Genomic DNA, 16,186 nt, shown 5'->3' with positions numbered 1-16,186 from the left:
GCTTACTGCGTCGCTCTACCTCCTGCATCCATGCAGTCGTCGCGAAACCGTACGCCATGGCCCAATAGGCATCAGGCATAACCTGCGCCCTAAGCCTCGATACCCGCCGCCCGCCAGAAGTCCGGGAGGAACACCTCGGCCACCAGCACGCCCAACGCGCCCCGGCTGAAGCAGGAACGCCGCGCCCACAGGCACTCTTCGCGCACAGCATCCGGCAGCCAGGCGGCGGGATAACGGCAGGCCTGCAGCTCGCCCCGATCGAAGGCGCGATCACTGAACAACAACTCACCAAGCGAACGGCTGCCCAGCTCGGCCAGGTTCAGCCCGGAACCCTCCAGGGCGCTACGTGCGGCGACGCTGCGGGCGAATACCCAGCGCTGCTCATGGCCGCGCAGGTACACCTCGCGCACCCAGCCCTGGCTGCCATCGGCCACGCCGAGCGCGGCACATTCATCCAGGCGCAGGCGCTGCCAGCCTTCGTCCAGCGGCACAACGGAAAAGCCATTGCGGGACAAGTCCGTCAGGCGTCGGGTCAGAGAATCCTCGTTGAACAGCCACTCGCGCACACCGGCAACAGGCTGTGGATGCAGCTGAGCATGGGTCAGCCAGCGCGGCGGATGAGCAAGGGCGGCGTGAGGCACGAAGAGAAATCACCACAGAGCGAAAGCGGGCGAGTCTAGCACGGCGCGGCAGGCGCTTTGAGGCCGGGACATGAGCGTCAGGGGCATTGCGTGGGCCGGGCGACAATCCGGATCCGCGTGGGCTAAAGCCCATCCTACAAGGCTGAGACCGGTAGGGTGGGCTTCAGCCCACCAACGGCGTTCAGCTTGGTCTCATGCGGACGCCGCCCCTGAAGGGCCAAACCACTCAATACGGCTGTGGCGAGTACAGCTGACCGGCGCCCGGCTCGCCGAGCAGTTGTTCGAGAATCTCGTGATGCATCGCCAGCAACTTGCCGTTGCGCTCGTTGAGGCGTTTGCACTGTCCGGCCAGTTGGCCGAGTTGCTGCCAGGTGAGTTCGAGGTTGTTGCGCTGCGCCTGTGGGTAACGCGCCAGCAGCTTGTGCATGCCGCTATGGCCAGCGCCCAGGCGCAAGGCCATGAGCACCTTGCTGCGCCGCTCGGCGCGTTGCTTGGCCTGATCCACCAAAGGCAGGATCTGTTCGTTGAGCAGATCGATCTGCTGGCTGTCACGCTTGAGCAACTGCTGATAAAGCTCCTGCATGAGGCCACGCAGGGTCAGGTAGTCCGAGCAGTCCTGGTGCAGATCCTGCTCGACCACCTGTAGCAACTGTTGCTCACGCGCGTTGGTCACGCATCGCTACCGCTGTGGTAGGTGAGCATGCTGCCGGCCAGGGCCTGCGGATCGCTGAGCAACTCGCCACGGGCGAGGGCAGCCTTGAGCGTAGCGACCTTGTCCATATCGACTTCCGGCAGGCTGCGCAGGGCCGATTGCAGCTCTTCCAGACGGGGCTCGGCGCTGGCTGCAGCGCGTGCGGAACTGGCGCTCGGCTGCGCGCTGACGCTCTGTACCTGCGCCGGCGCGTCGCTGGGCAGGTTGAGGCTGGGCTTGAGGTGCCGGCTGATTTCCATGATTGCATCCAACTCGTGGGGTTATGGCCTAAGAGCGACCGCGCCGCGCCTGCACTTAAGCGCCGCGATGAAAAAATTAGCCGACCTGGCTACGCCACCAGGCCTGCGTGGCCAGGCCATCCTGAATCTTCTGCTCCTGGCGGGCAAGTTCATCCTGCCATTGCCCCATCTTGCTCTCGAGAAACTGGGTGATGACCTTCTCGCTGCGCATCGCCGCCAGCAGCTCGCGCTGGATGCGCGCCAGGTTCTCCTCGGCCAGCGCCAGCTCGCGGCGCTGCAGCTCGACCATCTTGTACAGCGTGGCCTTGTAGCGCTGCTGGTTGTCACGCTGCAGCGGCGTAGTCATCGGTACGGTAAAACCGCACAGGCGGCTGAGGCCGGCAATGTTGTTGCGATAGCGCTGGCACAGGTTCTGCTGATAGGCGACGCGGCCAAGCATCTGCTGCACCTTGTTGCCACGCAGGCTGGCCAGGCGCCCGAGTACCTCGATCTGCTGCTTCATTTGATGATGCTCTGCAAGGTGGCGATGCTGGCGCCGAGCTCGGCACTGGCACCGACCTCCTGGCGCAGGAAGCGTTCGAGGCTCGGCGCCAACTGCACCGAACGGTCGGTCTTGGCGTCCATGCCGGGTGTATAGCCGCCCAGCGGGATCAGCTCCTTGATCTTCTCGAAGGTGCTGTAGAACTCCTTGAACTGCCGCGCCGCGCCCAGGTGCGCGGGCTGGCCGACCTGGCTCATGCAGCGGCTGACCGAGGCGGCAATGTCGATGGCCGGGTAGTGGCCGACATCGGCCAGGCGCCGTGACAGCACGATATGGCCATCGAGGATGGCGCGGGCACAGTCGACGATCGGATCCTGGTGATCGTCGCCCTCGGCCAGCACGGTGTAGATGGCGCTGAGGCTGCCACTGCCGCTCTCGCCATTGCCGGCACTTTCCACCAGCTCCGGCAGCATGCCGAACACCGACGGCGGGTAGCCCTTGGTCGCCGGCGGCTCGCCAAGGGCCAGGGCGATTTCGCGCTGGGCCATGGCGTAGCGGGTCAGCGAGTCGACCAGCAGCAGCACGTCCTGGCCCTGATCGCGAAAATAGGCGGCGATGCTGTGGCACAACTCGGTGGCCTTCAGACGCATCAGCGGCGACTCGTTGGCCGGCGCCACTACCACCACCGCCTTGCGCAAGCCTTCCTCGCCAAGCGAATGGAGGATGAATTCCTGCACCTCGCGGCCGCGCTCGCCGATCAGGCCGACCACCACCACATCGGCCTTGGTCTGCCGGGTGATCATCCCCAGCAGCACGCTCTTGCCCACCCCGGAGCCGGCGAACAGGCCGACACGCTGGCCCTTGCCCAGGGTCAGCAGGCCATTGATGGCGCGTACGCCAACGTCCAGTGCCTCTTCCACGGGGCGCCGCTTGAGCGGGTTGACCGTGGGCAGCTCGACCGGCAGCGGGTCGCGGCCATTGAGCTTGCCGCGCTCGTCCAGCGGCTCGCCGAGGCCGTTGACCACACGGCCGAGCCAGGACTCGTCGATCTGCAGCACGGCTTCGTCCTTGGCCGGGAATACCCGCGAGCCGGCGGCCAGACCAATCGGCTTCTTGAACGGCATCAGATAGGTGATATCGCGGTTGAAGCCGACCACCTGGGCATCGAGCAGACTGCCATCGGCCTGCTCGACGCGGCAACGCTGGCCGGTGCTGCGCTGGCAGCCGAGGCTTTCCAGCAACAGGCCAGAGACCCGCACCAGGCGCCCCGCCACCTTGGCCAGTTGCACGCCATCGAGCGAGCGCAGCGCTTCGTCGAGTTTGTAGTCGAGCATCGTGGCGGCCCCGGCTCAGGCTTCGGTCAAATGCAGGTGTTCGGACAGGGTGTCGATGCAGGCATCCAGACGCTGCTGGCAACCGACATCGGCCTCGGCTTGCGGCGTGACCACGCGGCACTCGCCCAGCGCCAGGCGCTCGTCGGCGACCAGCTTCCAGTTCGCCGCACGCTCCGGCGCCACGGCCTTGATCCGCGCGTATTCCTCGGGGCTGAGCAGTACCTGCACGTCTTCGGGCTCGCCCGGCATGCTGGCCAGAGCCTCTTCGACCAGCGCCAGCAACTGCGTCGGATGCAGGGTGAGTTCGCAGCGGATGACCTGCTGCGCCACCTTCTTCACCAGCTCCAGCAGTTCCTGGCGGCGCTTGTGCTCCAGCTCGCCGAGGTACTGCTCGACCTTCTCGCTGATCTGCTGCAGCGGCTGCGCGGCCTGCTCGAATTCACGCCGACCTTCGCTGCGGCCTTCTTCGCGGCCCTGGCGTACGCCCTCGTCACGGCCCTGTTCGAAGCCAGCCTGGCGCCCGGCTTCCTCGCCCTGCTGCAGGCCGTCCTGGTAGCCCTTTTCGATACCTTCCTGGAAGCCATCGGCGATGGCCCGCTGCAGGCCGGCCGGGTCGGCGCTCCAGTCCGCGGATGCCTGGCTGATGCGCGGCGGGAAGCGGTAGGGGCGCCAGTGGCGGGTGTCACCCTTGATCATCTTGACCGTCATCTCATTCCACCGTCTGTTCGCGGAACAGTTGCACCTGCAGTTCGCCGTTGGCCGACATCTCGCGCACCACGGCCATGATGTCCTTGCGTACCTGCTCGACGCGGCTCAGGGGCACCGGGCCCTGGCGCCGGTTGATCGACTCCATCTGCTGCGCCTGGCGCTTGGGCATGGCGCCCTGGATCGCGCGCACCAGCTCGGGCTCGGCGCCCTTGAGGGCGACCACCCACTCTTCCAGCGGCACGGCTTCGAGCAGCGCCTGCAGCACGTCCTGGTTCTGCCGCGAGAGGATGAAGAAGTCGTACATTTCGTCTTCGATGCGCTCGACCAACTGGTCGTCGTGGGCGCGCAGCAGCTCGAACATCTGCGTCCGGTCGCCCTTGAAGCGGTTCATGATGTCCGCCGCCTGCTTGATGCCGCGCACCTGCGAGCCCTGGGTGCTAAGCACCGCCAGGCTGCGCTCGATCAGTTGCTCCAGCTCGGCGATGACGTCGCTGTTCACTTCGCTGAGGTTGGCGATGCGGTAAAGCAGCTCGTCCTGGCGTTCCTTGGGCATGCATTCGAGCACCTCACTGGCCATGCCCGGCGGCAGGAAGGCGAGGAACACCGCCTGCATCTGCGCGTGCTCCTTGGCGATCAGCGCTGCGAACTGCTTCGGGTCGAGCCATTCCATCTTGGCCATCTTGGCGCGGATCTCCTCGCCGTAGATGCTATCGAGCAGCGAACGAGTGATCTCGCTGCCCAGCGCCTTGCTGAGCATGCCGTCGAGGTAGCCACGCGAGGCGCCCTTGATGCTGCTCTGCTCCTTGTAGTCGTCGAAGAAGCGGCCGATGACGTCGGACACCATCGGCTGCTTGACGTTGGACAGGCGCGCCATGGCCTGGCTGATGGCAACGATCTCCTCGCGCGAGAAGTGCTTGAGCACGCCGGCGGAGATCTCGTCACCCATGCTCAGCATGAGGATGGCCGCCTGCTCGGACGAGCTGAGCGCACGGTTCTGCACGCGCAGGCGCATTTCCTTGGCGGTGGACGCTGCGCCGCTACGGCCTTCAGGCTGGTTTGAGGTCTCTTTCATTGCGCCCTATCCATTGCTTGATGACTTCCGAGACGCGCTCGGGATCGTTCTTGGCCAGCATCTGCAGGTGTTCGATCTGCATTTCCAGACCCGAACCCGGGGCTGGCAGGCGAATTTCCGACAGCGGGCTGAGCTCGCTCAGCATGCGCGCGCCCGGGGCGTCGTCACCCACGCGGGCCAGCAGACGCTCACCACTGCGTTCGCCCTGCAGCGCCAGCGCATCGTCATCCGTGGCCGCCACCGGCGTGGCCAGGCTGCGTTGGCTGAGGCTGCGCACGGCAGGGCGCACCACCATCAGCAGCAACAGCACGCTGATCAGGGCGAACACGACCAGCTTGGCCAGGTCATGCACCTTGGGGTTTTCCCACCAGGCCAGGCCATCGGCGCCAAACTCGCCCATGCTGTCGGCGGTGAAGGGGAATACGCTGAGGGTGAGCAGATCGCCACGGGCCTGGTTGAAACCGACTGCCGTCTTGATCATCGCCTCCATCTCGGTGCGCGCCTCCGGCGTCCAGCCGCCCTCGGGGGCGGCAGCGGCATTGAGCACCACGGCGATGCTCTGCTGACGCAGGCTGAAAGGGGCGTATTTGACGTGGGTGACGCTCTGGTCGTAGTCCAGCTGGCGGTTGGATTCCTTGCGCAGCGAGGTCGCGGCCTGGTTGGCGTTGTTGCCCTGCGCGCCGGCCTGGCCCTGCTGCTGATTGGCTGCATTGGCGGCGTTGGCGCCCTGGTTGCCCTGGGCATTGGCAGCGGGCGGCGGGCGGTTGGCCAGGGAGCCGGGCACGCCGAGCGCCAGTTGATCGAGCACGCTTTCGTCACGCAGCACTTCGTTGCGCAGGCGCGGGTTCTCGCCATAGGCCTGGAAGGTTTCTTCCTTCTGGCTGAAATCGATATCGGCAGACACGCTGATGCGGTAGTTGCCGCCACCGACAATCGGCGCCAGCACCGACTCGGCATTGGCCACGGCCTTGCTCTGGTAATCGTCGACCACCTGCCAGTTCTGCAACGGCCCGCCCAGGGTGTCGATGCCACGCGAGAGCAGCGCGCCGTACTGGTCGACCACCTGCACGTTGGCGGCGTCCAACTGCGGCACGCTGCCAGCCACCAGATTGACGATGGCACTGACCTGCTCCGGCGCCAGCTTGTAGCCCGGTGCCAGTTGCAGCATCACCGAGGCCTTGCCCGGTTCGCGCTTGCCGACCACGAAGGAACTGCTTTCCTGCAGCGCCAGGTGTACGCGCGCGCCCTGCACGCCCTTGAGCGCCATCACCGTACGCGCCAGCTCGCCCTCCAGGCTGCGCTTGAGGCGCACGTCCTGGACGAACTGGCTGGTGCCCAGCGGCTCGTCCTTGTCGAACAGTTCATAACCGGCCGGCACCTTGACCTGCACGCCCTTGGCCGCCAGCAGCATGCGTGCGCGCCCGAGCTGATCCTCGCGCACCAGCACCTGGCCGCTCTGCGGATGCAGGCGGTAGCTGATGGCGTCGCCATCGAGCACCTGCATCACCTCGGCCGCCGGATAGGCTTCGCCGGCACCATAGAGCGGGCGGAAACTGCCCGAGTCACGCCAGAGGTAGAACACCACGCTGACCGCCAGCAAGGCGGCGACGGCGGCCAGGCCGAACAGGGCGATGCGCGGATCGATTTTCAGGCCGCCGACGGGCAGCTTGCTCTTGATGGTCTGCAGCACGCGAGGCTCTCCGAACCGCTTACAGCGGCAACTTCATGATGTCGTCGAAGGCCGTGGCCAGCTTGTTGCGCACCTGCATCAGGGCACTGAAGGAAACGCTGGCCGTCTGGCTCTGGATCATCGCGCCAACCAGGTCATCGCTCTTGCCACTGTCCACCGCCGCCATGGCGGCACTGGAAGCGTGCTGCTGGCTGTCGACAGCGCGCACCACCTCATCGAAGGCCACCGCGAAACCGGGCTGCCCCGGCTGGGTGGCGAAGTCCTGCGCCGGCTTGATGACCGCCGCATCGCTCAGGCTCTTGAGCTGTTCCATGCGGCCCAGCAGATCCTGCTGTACCTGGCTGATCGAGTTCATCCTTCGCTTCTCCTAGACGGGAATCTGCACGCCCTGCTCGCGCATGGCGTTGAGGCGGTAGCGCAATGCGCGCGGGGTCATGCCCAGGCTTTCGGCAGCCTTGGTCTTGTGCCCGCCGAAACGGCGGATGGTGTCGATGACATGCTGGTATTCGGCCCACTTGCCACTGGCGCGCAACGCCGCCTTGCCACCCTCTAGCGCCTGCGGCTGCATACGCAGGGTCGGCTCCAGGCTGGCAGCTGGCGGCACGGCCAGGCCGAGATCCTGCGCCTGAATGTACAGGCCGTTGCGCAGCACCAGGGCACGCTGCAGGCAGTTCTCCAGCTCGCGTACGTTGCCCGGCCAATCATGCGCCAACAGCGCACGGCAGGCGTCCTCGGTGAGCAACTCCTGACCAGCGTCGTGCGGGGCGTACTGACGGATGAAGCGGCGCGCCAGCGGCAGCACGTCGTCCTTGCGCTCGCGCAGCGGGCTGATGTGCAGCGGCAGCACGTCGAGGCGGAACATCAGGTCGGCGCGAAACCGCCCCTCGGCCACTTCCTGCTGCAAATCACGGTTGGTGGCGGCAATGATGCGTACGTCCAGGGTGATTTCCCGACGCCCGCCCAGGCGCTCGACGCGCTGCTCCTGCAACACGCGCAGCAGCTTGGCCTGCAGCGCGAGCGGCAGTTCGCCAATCTCGTCGAGCAGCAGGGTGCCGCCATTGGCCAGCTCGAACTTGCCCGGCTGGGCACTCACCGCGCCGGTAAAGGCGCCTTTCTCATGGCCGAAAAGAATGGACTCGAGCATCTGCTCGGGAATCGCCGCGCAGTTCACGGCGATGAAGGGCGCACCGTCCTGTGCCGAGAAGCGGTGGATATAGCGCGCCATCAGCTCCTTGCCCGTACCGGTTTCGCCGGTGATGAGAATGGGCGCGCGGGTCATGGCGACGCGCTGGGCCATCGCCAGCAGGCGGCGACCGGCCTGCGAGCAGGAGACGAAGCCCTCCTCGCCCGTACTGGCCGACTCCTGACGGCGCAGCAGCGCGCTCAGTTGCGCTTCGCTGAACGGCGCCAGCAGGTAATCGACGCAGCCCAGCTCTAGCAAGGCGGCGGCCTTTTCCTGGTCGGCATACTCGACGACGGGCACCACACCCACGCGCCCGCCTTGGCGCAGGATCGCCCCGACCTGGGCATACAAGGTATTGCCCGCCAGGCTGCTGACGAACACCAGCACCAGGCTGGCCCCCTCCAGTGCCGACGGGTCGAGTTCCAGGCAACTGGCAAAGCGCCGCACCGGAAAGCCCTGACGCTGCAGACCACCGGTCAACAGGCGCTCGCTGGCGGCGTCGGCCTGACCGATCACGACAATATGTGGCTGCTGCAACTGTTGCGCGAACAGTTCCTCGCAGGCGTAACTTACCGTTTGAGTTGAGTGCTTCAAGGTAAATCACCCGTTGTCTTTATCTGCCAGTCGATTCATTCGACCCAGCGTTTGAAACTGCCAACTCGGTGACAGATTTTTTTCACTCGGCCCCTTAATCTTTCGAAACTTTCCGTCGCTCTTGATGGTCAACAGGGGCACCTCGGCGACCCTCTTCGTTTCTGCGCGGCAAGTCACGGCGCGGACGTTAACAAGCGCACAGAAAACCGCCGAATTACTTTGCGTTAATTGCTGTCAATGCGCCCCAGCTGCCATCAAAAACAGCATTTGATATCTATTGATTTAATTTCCCGCCCCCTCGCCCCCTAGACTCCCCCTCGTCATCACTGGCCTGCGCGCTGCTGCCAGGATGATTCTGGCGCCTGGGTCGTCACGTTCACGACACCCGCTTGGTTGCCTGTCAATGTCGCCTGCGCTGCCCGCTGGGCATCTTCGGTGGCCCACGCCGTTACAACCAGGAATACAGCCCACAACATGACTGGCATTAAAAAAGTCCATCATGGCGTGCCCGCCGACAGTCTGACCCGGTTGAAACCGCAGAAACTCGGCCGGCACTACCACAAGATTCCTCACTATATTCGCGAGCTTTCCAGCAAGTATCCGCGGATCATCAGCGACTATTTCCTGCGCAACTACCGAATCAATCTGGAGTTGCTCAAGGTCGAAGTTCACGAAGCGGTAGAACTGGACGCCGAATGCGTCTATCGCTCGCCGTATGGCAAGGTCGGTTTCTCCATCGACCGTCCTCTGCTGACCGAAGCGCTGGAGTGCTACTACGGTGGCACCTGCCTGCCAAACCACGAAGCGCCGCCGATCAGCACCTCCGAGCAACGCATGCGCACGCGCCTGGGCATGGACGTGACCCAGCTGTTCGCCCGCTCGATCCTCGCCGGCAGCACCTTCGGCAAGCTGGAACCTCATGACAACGCCTACGACGAGGCGGTCTGGGAATACGTGGCGCAGTTCCACTTCACCAGCCACATCACCGGCAGCCAGGCATCGATCTTCATTTATCTGGATACCCAACTGGTCGACGAACTGACCAGCCGCCTGACGCCGCCGGCACCCGCCTCGCAGAGCGGCAACTCGCTGAACCAGATCCGCGAACTGCCGGTGCGCCTGGATTGCGTGGTGGCCAACCTGCAGATGCCGCTGTCGCAGGTGCTCGCCCTGCGTCCGGGCGACGTGCTGAGCATGCGCCTGCTGGAGCGTTGCGAGGTGCAGATCAACCAGCAGAAGTTGTTTCGCGGCGTCATCTTCGAAGAGGACGGCTCCCTGTTCCTGACATCTCTTGAGAGCGTGAAGACCCCATGAGCAGCTCCATTTCCGATAACGATTTCGACAGCCTGATCAACGACGCCGGCCTCAGCGGCGACGAGTCCTTCAGCGAGCCCGCCGCCGAGCCCGCAGCGACCCTGCCGCATCAGGATCTGAGCTTCTTCGGCAAGATCCCGGTCAACGTCACGCTGGAAGTGGCCTCCACCGAGATCTCCCTCAAGGAACTGATGGACGTCGATGCCGGTAGCGTCATCGCACTGGATAAGCTGGCCGGCGAGCCGCTCGACGTGAAGGTCAACGGCGCGCTGTTCGCCAAGGCCGAAGTGGTGGTGATGAACGGCAACTACGGCCTGCGCATCGTCGAGCTGTCCGGCACCGGCCTGAACGGGATCGGCGCATGATCGCTCGCCGCCTGCTGCACACGGCCCTGCTGCTGGTAGCCCTGGGCTGCCCGCTGCTGGCCCAGGCCGCCGGTGGCGACATCACCCTGTTCAACTTCAACGACACCGAGAACGGCCAGACCCTGAGCGTCAAGCTGCAGATCCTGCTGGTGATGACGCTGCTGGGCTTCCTCCCGGCGATGTTGATGATGATGACCTGCTTCACCCGCTTCATCATCGTCCTAGCCATCTTGCGCCAGGCCATCGGCCTGCAGCAGAGCCCGCCCAACCCGATCCTCATCGGCATCGCCCTGTGCCTGACGCTGCTGGTGATGCGCCCGGTGTGGCAGGAGATGTACACCCAGGCCTACGTGCCCTTCGAGGCCGACGAGATCAGCCTCGAGCAGGGCCTGGGCGAAGGCAAGCGGATCATCAGCCGCTTCATGCTGGCGCAGACCAACAAGAACTCGCTGGAAACCATGGTCAGCCTGGCCGGCGAGAAAATGCCGGACGATCTGGCCCAACTGGATTTCGCCCTGCTGCTGCCGGCCTTCGTCCTCAGCGAGCTGAAGACCGCTTTCCAGCTCGGTTTCATGATCTTCGTGCCTTTCCTGGTCATCGACCTGGTGGTGGCCAGCGTGTTGATGGCGATGGGCATGATGATGCTGTCGCCAATGATGATCTCGCTGCCCTTCAAGCTGATGGTGTTCGTGCTGGTCGATGGCTGGACGCTGCTGATCGGCACCCTTACCACCAGTATCCAGCCCTATTAGCGAGGCCCGCGCGATGCTCACGCCCGAACATGCCGCCGAGCTGGTGGCTCACGCCGTCTATATCACTGGGCTGATCGTCTGTGTGCTGGTGGTGCCGAGCCTGCTCGGTGGCCTGCTGGTGAGCATTTTCCAGGCGGCCACGCAGATCAACGAACAGATGCTCAGCTTCCTGCCACGCCTGCTGATCACCCTGGGCATGCTGATCTTCGCCGGGCACTGGATTCTGCGTACCCTCAGCGACCTGTTCATCGAGACCTTCAGGCAGGCCGGGCATCTGGTGGGCTGAACCATGTCCGACCCCGTGCTGCACGCCACCAGCTACCTCACCAGCCTGCAGGCCTACTGGTGGCCGTTCTGCCGCATCCTGGCGCTGTTCAGCATGGCGCCGCTGTTCAATCACCGCGCGGTCTCGGTGCGCGTACGCATCCTGCTCGCCCTGGCACTGACCGTCGCACTCGGCGCCTCGTTGCCGGACATGCCGCTGATCGATCCGCTGTCGCTCAAGGGGCTGCTCACCGCCCTGGAGCAGATCAGCTTCGGCGTGCTGCTGGGGCTGACCCTGCAACTGGTGTTCACCATCTTCATGCTGGTCGGCGAGGTGGTGTCGACGCAGATGGGCATGAGCATGGCGCGCTACAACGACCCGGTGAACGGTGTGTCGTCCTCGTCCATCCTCTATCAGCTGTACTTCATCGTCCTGGTGCTGATGTTCTTCGCCATCGACGGCCATCTGCTGACGGTCAGCGTGCTGTACCAGAGCTTCCTGTTCTGGCCGGTGGGCAGCGGCCTGCATTACCTGGGCGCACAGAGCTTCGTGCAGGCCTTCGCCTGGGTGCTGGCAGCCGCCGTGCTGGTGACCCTGCCCATCGTCTTCTGCCTGACCCTGGTGCAGTTCTGCTTCGGCCTGCTCAACCGCATCTCGCCGGCGATGAACCTGTTCTCTCTGGGCTTTCCCATCAGCATCCTGATGGGCCTGCTGTGCGTGTATCTGACGCTGCCGGATCTGCCCGACAACTATCTGCATCTGACCCGCGAGCTGCTCAACGGCATCGGCGTGATCCTGCGCGAGGGCGGCAATGTCTGAGCACAGCAGCCAGGAAAAGACCGAAGAGGCCTCCGCGCACAAACTCAAGAAGAGCAAGGAGGACGGCCAGGTCGCGCGCTCCAAGGATCTGGCGACCACCATTTCCCTGCTGGCCACGCTGTTCATCCTCAAACTGTGCGCCGGGATGTTCATGGAAGGCCTGCACGACAGCTTCCGCCTCTCCTATATCCAGTTCGGCCACAGTGAGATCGGCCTGGATGACCTGGATACCCTGCTCGGCTACAACATGCTGGTATTCATCAAGCTGCTCGCGCCGCTGCTGCTCACCTCGCTGCTGGTGGTGGTGCTGTCGCTGATCCCCGGCGGCTGGGTGTTTTCCTCGAAGAACTTCGCACCCAAGCTGAGCAAGCTCAACCCCATCACCGGCCTGGGGCGGATCTTCTCCGCGCAGAACTGGAGCGAGCTGCTCAAATCGATCCTCAAGGTGCTGGTGCTGCTGGGCGTGGGCTATCTGCTGGTGCGCAGCGCCATGCCCGAATTGATGGCGCTACAGCGCACCAGCGTGGTCGAGGCGATCAGCGCGGCGCTGGATCTGACCTTCAATCTGATCCTCTGCCTGCTGCTGATCTTCGTGCTGTTCTCCTTCATCGACATCCCGCTGCAGCGCTTCTTCTTCCTCAAGAAAATGCGCATGACCAAGCAGGAGCGCAAGGAGGAGCACAAGAACCAGGAGGGCCGCCCGGAGGTCAAGGCGCGCATCAAGCAGTTGCAGCGGCAGATGCTGCAACGGCAGATCAGCCGGGTGATCAAGAAGGCCGACGTGATCATCACCAACCCGACGCACTACGCCGTGGCCCTCAAGTACGACAGCAAGAAGGCCCAGGCACCTTTCGTACTGGCCAAGGGCGTCGACGAAACCGCCCTGTACATGCGCCAGATGGCGCAGAAACACGAACTGGAAATGGTGGAGATTCCGCCACTGGCGCGTGCCATCTATTTCACCACCCAGGTCAACCAGCAGATCCCGGCACCGCTGTATACCGCCGTAGCCCACGTGCTGACCTACATCCTGCAGCTCAAGGCCTGGCGCCAGGGCCGCAGAAGCAAGCCACAACTGGCGAACAACCTTCCGATTCCCGACAGCTTGGCCAACAGGGGCTGATTCATGAACCTTCTGCAGCAACTCGCGCCCACCTTCCGCAGCGGCCGCATCGGCATTCCGGTGATGATCCTGTCGATCCTGGCCATGGTCATCCTGCCGTTGCCACCCGTGCTGCTCGACGCCCTGTTCACCTTCAACATCGCCATGGCGATCCTGGTGCTGCTGGTCAGCGTGTCGTCGAAGAGCCCGCTGGACTTCTCCCTGTTCCCCACGGTGATCCTGATCACCACCCTGCTGCGCCTGTGCCTGAACGTCGCCTCCACGCGCGTGGTGCTGCTCGAGGGCCATACCGGCACCGGTGCGGCGGGCAAGGTGATCGAGTCCTTCGGCGAAGTGGTGATCGGCGGCAACTTCATCGTCGGTCTGGTGGTGTTCGTGATCCTGATGATCATCAACTTCATCGTCATCACCAAGGGCGGCGAGCGTATTTCCGAGGTCACCGCGCGTTTCACCCTGGACGCCCTGCCCGGCAAGCAGATGGCCATCGACGCCGACCTCAACGCCGGCCTGATCGACCAGAACGAAGCCAAGCGCCGCCGCTCGGAAGTGGCCAAGGAAGCCGACTTCTACGGCGCCATGGACGGCGCCTCGAAGTTCGTCCGCGGCGATGCCATCGCCGGCATTCTGGTACTGCTGATCAACCTGTTCGGCGGCTTCGCCATCGGCATGTTCATCTATGACCTCGATGCCAGCCACGCCTTCAAGCAATACGCCCTGCTCACCATCGGTGATGGCCTGGTGGCGCAGATTCCGGCGCTGTTGCTGTCCACGGCGGCGGCGATCATCGTCACCCGGGTCAACGAGTCGTCGGAGATCACCGACCAGGTGCATCGCCAACTGCTGGCCCAGCCCGCTCTGCTCTACACGGTGGCCGGTATTCTGTTCACCCTGGCTCTGGTGCCGGGCATGCCGCACCTGGCGTTCATCAGCTTCGCCGCGCTGGTCGCCTTCATCGGCTGGACGGTCGCGCGCAACGGCCCGCCCAAGGAGGCAGCCGACCTGCAACAGGTGGAAGCCCTGGGCAAGGCGATGGAGCAGGAGCGCGCGCAGAACCTGCTGTGGGAGGACATCCCTCTGGTCGAGCGGCTCTCGGTGTCGCTGGGCTACAAATTGGTCGGGCTGGTCAATGAAGCAGCCGGTGCACCGCTGACCCAGCGCGTGCGCGGCGTGCGCCAGACCCTGTCAGAGAGCCTCGGCTTCCTCCTGCCGGAGGTGCACATTCGCGACAGCCTGCGCCTGAAGGCATCGCAATACAGCATCCAGATCAACGGTGAGAAGATCGACGGCGCCGAGTTGCACGCTGACCGCATGATGGCCATTCCATCACCGGAGCTGTATGGCGAGATCGATGGCATCCTCGGCATCGACCCGGCGTACCGCATGCAGGTGGTGTGGATCCACCCGGAGGACAAGTCGCGCGCGCTCAACCTCGGTTATCAGGTGATCGATTGCGCCAGCGTGATCGCCACGCACCTGAACAAAGTCATCCGCGAACACCTGCCCGACGTGTTCAAGCACGACGATGTCGACCACCTGATGCAACGCCTGCAGGTTCAGGCACCGAAGCTCGCCGAAAGCCTGAAGAGCCAGCTCAGCTACACCCAGCAGCATCGCGTCTATCGTCAATTGCTGCAGGAGCAGGTGCCACTCAAGGACATCGTGACCATCGCCACGACCCTGCTGGAAGCCAGCGAGTCGACCAAGGATCCCGTGCTGCTGGCGTCGGACGTGCGCTATGCCCTGCGCCGCAGCATCGTCAGCATGATTGCCGGAGAGCGCCAGGAGCTGTCGGTGTTCATCCTCGAGAATGCACTGGAGAATACGCTGCTCAATGCCCTGGCCATCGCGCAGCAAGCTGGCCCGGTAAGCCTGGACAATATCCCGGTCGAACCCAGTCTGCTCAATCAGTTGCAGAACACCATGCCGGTGGTGAAGGAAAAACTGCGCAAGGACGGCCACCCGCCGATCCTTACCGTGATGCCGCAGTTGCGCCCGCTACTGGCCCGCTATGCGCGCGTCTTCAGCCCAGGGCTGCATGTGCTTTCGCAGAACGAGATTCCAGATCGCGTCGGGGTGAATATCCTCGGCACGCTGGGCTAAAGGAAAGTCCGTAAGTAAAGCGGCAGGGCTGGGCTGACTCAGCGTGCCGCACTACACCTCCCGGCAAATACCTGGAGCAGCGACTACGCCTGCTCCTTGCGTCCCTTGCGCATACCCTCGATAAGGTCGATGTAGTCGGCCGACTCACCCAGCAACGCCAACCCGGCCTCGAAGAAACCGGTACGCACATTCTCTTGCGACCACTGGCAGACCATATCGACGTCCACCTGGCGCATCTCACCATCACGATCGCGCATCCTGACCCGCAACTTCAGCTCGCTCCCAGGTTCGATGGGCTCGTCCCCAAGCAACTTCATCCCGCACTCGGAAACGTCGCCGGCGTAACCGATCAAGGTGTCGCGCTCGCGATCACTGATCTTGATGCGGAAAGTGGAGCGGAAGGTGATACGACTCGATTGACGCATAGGAGAATGCCTTAGTGCTCGCCACGCCTGATTGGATCGCAAGGATCAGGAGTCATCAATCGAGATCGTTCAGAAGGAAGTCGCGCATTGATGACCTGTGATTCATCAGAACAGGACGACCATAGCGAGCAGGCACTTAAATCCAAAGCCAATGCTGACGCGGAGAAGTTGTAGGAGCGAGCTCTGCTCGCGAAGCCTGTCAGCGCACCAACCAAAGGCGCGAAGGCGCGCGACGAATCTCTGACCGGCACTTCAGCGGCCAGTGCTGTCAGTGCCATGCATCATTTTCCGGCGCACAAAGAAGAAACCCCAGACCGCTAGGCGATCTGGGGTTTCGTATAGGAGCTTGACGATGACCTACTCTCACAT

General features: G+C 63.9%; 18 protein-coding genes. 7 read left to right on the top strand and 11 right to left on the bottom strand.

The genetic code is table 11. The features are described from left to right. Nucleotides 1-89: 89 nt before the first annotated feature. The 10 genes from VC352_RS22570 to VC352_RS22525 all read right to left on the bottom strand — a co-directional run bounded on the left by VC352_RS22570 (nucleotide 90) and on the right by VC352_RS22525 (nucleotide 8,654). Nucleotides 90-641, bottom strand: coding sequence for a chorismate--pyruvate lyase family protein (locus VC352_RS22570; protein ID WP_322981747.1), 552 nt, complete (start codon nucleotides 639-641; stop codon nucleotides 90-92). A gap of 226 nt (nucleotides 642-867) precedes the next feature. Then, on the bottom strand, nucleotides 868-1,314 hold the full coding sequence (flgN, locus tag VC352_RS22565; protein WP_322981746.1) for a flagellar export chaperone FlgN: 447 nt from the start codon (nucleotides 1,312-1,314) through the stop codon (nucleotides 868-870). After that, on the bottom strand, nucleotides 1,311-1,592 hold the full coding sequence (flgM, locus tag VC352_RS22560) for a flagellar biosynthesis anti-sigma factor FlgM (protein WP_322981745.1): 282 nt from the start codon (nucleotides 1,590-1,592) through the stop codon (nucleotides 1,311-1,313). Before flgM ends, flgN begins: the two co-directional genes overlap by 4 nt. 76 nt (nucleotides 1,593-1,668) lie before the next feature. Next, nucleotides 1,669-2,094: a flagellar FliJ family protein gene (locus VC352_RS22555; protein WP_322981744.1), complete on the bottom strand. Its 426-nt coding sequence runs from the start codon at nucleotides 2,092-2,094 to the stop codon at nucleotides 1,669-1,671. Then, nucleotides 2,091-3,407 (bottom strand): flagellar protein export ATPase FliI, encoded by a 1,317-nt coding sequence (gene fliI / locus VC352_RS22550; RefSeq protein ID WP_322981743.1) that lies wholly within the window; start codon nucleotides 3,405-3,407, stop codon nucleotides 2,091-2,093. Before fliI ends, VC352_RS22555 begins: the two co-directional genes overlap by 4 nt. Before the next feature lie 15 nt (nucleotides 3,408-3,422). Then, complete coding sequence (gene fliH / locus VC352_RS22545) at nucleotides 3,423-4,115, bottom strand: flagellar assembly protein FliH (protein WP_322981742.1); 693 nt, start codon at nucleotides 4,113-4,115, stop codon at nucleotides 3,423-3,425. A gap of 1 nt (nucleotide 4,116) precedes the next feature. Next, on the bottom strand, nucleotides 4,117-5,187 hold the full coding sequence (locus tag VC352_RS22540) for a FliG C-terminal domain-containing protein (protein ID WP_322981741.1): 1,071 nt from the start codon (nucleotides 5,185-5,187) through the stop codon (nucleotides 4,117-4,119). Further along, complete coding sequence (fliF, locus tag VC352_RS22535) at nucleotides 5,162-6,877, bottom strand: flagellar basal-body MS-ring/collar protein FliF (protein ID WP_322981740.1); 1,716 nt, start codon at nucleotides 6,875-6,877, stop codon at nucleotides 5,162-5,164. Before fliF ends, VC352_RS22540 begins: the two co-directional genes overlap by 26 nt. A gap of 19 nt (nucleotides 6,878-6,896) precedes the next feature. Then, nucleotides 6,897-7,232 carry a flagellar hook-basal body complex protein FliE gene (locus VC352_RS22530; protein WP_322981739.1) on the bottom strand — a complete coding sequence of 112 codons (336 nt, stop codon included), beginning with the start codon at nucleotides 7,230-7,232 and terminating at the stop codon, nucleotides 6,897-6,899. A gap of 12 nt (nucleotides 7,233-7,244) precedes the next feature. Beyond that, nucleotides 7,245-8,654: a sigma-54 dependent transcriptional regulator gene (locus tag VC352_RS22525; protein ID WP_322981738.1), complete on the bottom strand. Its 1,410-nt coding sequence runs from the start codon at nucleotides 8,652-8,654 to the stop codon at nucleotides 7,245-7,247. A 474-nt stretch (nucleotides 8,655-9,128) separates the two neighbouring features. Here VC352_RS22525 and VC352_RS22520 point away from each other — a divergent pair, with 474 nt between their 5' ends. The 7 genes from VC352_RS22520 to flhA are packed head-to-tail and all read left to right on the top strand — an operon-like array spanning nucleotide 9,129 to nucleotide 15,392. Further along, entirely contained in the window at nucleotides 9,129-9,968 is an 840-nt protein-coding gene (locus VC352_RS22520) for a FliM/FliN family flagellar motor switch protein (protein WP_322981737.1), read from the top strand. Next, nucleotides 9,965-10,333, top strand: a complete 369-nt coding sequence (fliN, locus tag VC352_RS22515) for a flagellar motor switch protein FliN (RefSeq protein WP_322981736.1) — start codon at nucleotides 9,965-9,967, stop codon at nucleotides 10,331-10,333. The genes VC352_RS22520 and fliN overlap by 4 nt, the downstream gene beginning before the upstream one ends. After that, complete coding sequence (fliP, locus tag VC352_RS22510) at nucleotides 10,330-11,085, top strand: flagellar type III secretion system pore protein FliP (RefSeq protein ID WP_322981735.1); 756 nt, start codon at nucleotides 10,330-10,332, stop codon at nucleotides 11,083-11,085. The genes fliN and fliP overlap by 4 nt, the downstream gene beginning before the upstream one ends. 13 nt (nucleotides 11,086-11,098) lie before the next feature. Then, nucleotides 11,099-11,371, top strand: a complete 273-nt coding sequence (locus VC352_RS22505; RefSeq protein ID WP_322981734.1) for a flagellar biosynthetic protein FliQ — start codon at nucleotides 11,099-11,101, stop codon at nucleotides 11,369-11,371. Between the two features lie 3 nt (nucleotides 11,372-11,374). Then, on the top strand, nucleotides 11,375-12,169 hold the full coding sequence (gene fliR / locus VC352_RS22500) for a flagellar biosynthetic protein FliR (protein ID WP_322981733.1): 795 nt from the start codon (nucleotides 11,375-11,377) through the stop codon (nucleotides 12,167-12,169). Beyond that, the gene (gene flhB / locus VC352_RS22495; RefSeq protein ID WP_322981732.1) at nucleotides 12,162-13,292 is read left to right on the top strand and encodes a flagellar biosynthesis protein FlhB; all 1,131 of its coding nucleotides are present in this window, start codon (nucleotides 12,162-12,164) and stop codon (nucleotides 13,290-13,292) included. Before fliR ends, flhB begins: the two co-directional genes overlap by 8 nt. 3 nt (nucleotides 13,293-13,295) lie before the next feature. Next, nucleotides 13,296-15,392 carry a flagellar biosynthesis protein FlhA gene (gene flhA, locus VC352_RS22490; RefSeq protein ID WP_322981731.1) on the top strand — a complete coding sequence of 699 codons (2,097 nt, stop codon included), beginning with the start codon at nucleotides 13,296-13,298 and terminating at the stop codon, nucleotides 15,390-15,392. Between the two features lie 83 nt (nucleotides 15,393-15,475). Here the strand turns inward: flhA and VC352_RS22485 are convergent, their stop codons facing one another. Next, the gene (locus VC352_RS22485) at nucleotides 15,476-15,817 is read right to left on the bottom strand and encodes a PilZ domain-containing protein (RefSeq protein WP_322981730.1); all 342 of its coding nucleotides are present in this window, start codon (nucleotides 15,815-15,817) and stop codon (nucleotides 15,476-15,478) included. Nucleotides 15,818-16,186: the final 369 nt, after the last annotated feature.

It is taken from the genome of Pseudomonas sp. C11 (assembly GCF_034683865.1).
Taxonomy (GTDB): Bacteria; Pseudomonadota; Gammaproteobacteria; order Pseudomonadales; family Pseudomonadaceae; genus Aquipseudomonas.
This window is presented reverse-complemented; position numbering and strand designations above follow the sequence as displayed.

What these genes read in the sequence shown, in the direction of transcription:
- fliI (WP_322981743.1), bottom strand. Translation starts at nt 3,407, where the DNA reads ATGCTCGACTACAAACTCGACGAAGCGCTGCGCTCGCTCGATGGCGTG.
- flhA (WP_322981731.1), top strand. Translation starts at nt 13,296, where the DNA reads ATGAACCTTCTGCAGCAACTCGCGCCCACCTTCCGCAGCGGCCGCATC.
- VC352_RS22520 (WP_322981737.1), top strand. Translation starts at nt 9,129, where the DNA reads ATGACTGGCATTAAAAAAGTCCATCATGGCGTGCCCGCCGACAGTCTG.
- VC352_RS22530 (WP_322981739.1), bottom strand. Translation starts at nt 7,232, where the DNA reads ATGAACTCGATCAGCCAGGTACAGCAGGATCTGCTGGGCCGCATGGAA.
- fliN (WP_322981736.1), top strand. Translation starts at nt 9,965, where the DNA reads ATGAGCAGCTCCATTTCCGATAACGATTTCGACAGCCTGATCAACGAC.
- fliH (WP_322981742.1), bottom strand. Translation starts at nt 4,115, where the DNA reads ATGACGGTCAAGATGATCAAGGGTGACACCCGCCACTGGCGCCCCTAC.
- VC352_RS22555 (WP_322981744.1), bottom strand. Translation starts at nt 2,094, where the DNA reads ATGAAGCAGCAGATCGAGGTACTCGGGCGCCTGGCCAGCCTGCGTGGC.
- VC352_RS22505 (WP_322981734.1), top strand. Translation starts at nt 11,099, where the DNA reads ATGCTCACGCCCGAACATGCCGCCGAGCTGGTGGCTCACGCCGTCTAT.
- fliR (WP_322981733.1), top strand. Translation starts at nt 11,375, where the DNA reads ATGTCCGACCCCGTGCTGCACGCCACCAGCTACCTCACCAGCCTGCAG.
- flgM (WP_322981745.1), bottom strand. Translation starts at nt 1,592, where the DNA reads ATGGAAATCAGCCGGCACCTCAAGCCCAGCCTCAACCTGCCCAGCGAC.
- VC352_RS22485 (WP_322981730.1), bottom strand. Translation starts at nt 15,817, where the DNA reads ATGCGTCAATCGAGTCGTATCACCTTCCGCTCCACTTTCCGCATCAAG.
- flhB (WP_322981732.1), top strand. Translation starts at nt 12,162, where the DNA reads ATGTCTGAGCACAGCAGCCAGGAAAAGACCGAAGAGGCCTCCGCGCAC.
- fliP (WP_322981735.1), top strand. Translation starts at nt 10,330, where the DNA reads ATGATCGCTCGCCGCCTGCTGCACACGGCCCTGCTGCTGGTAGCCCTG.
- VC352_RS22540 (WP_322981741.1), bottom strand. Translation starts at nt 5,187, where the DNA reads ATGAAAGAGACCTCAAACCAGCCTGAAGGCCGTAGCGGCGCAGCGTCC.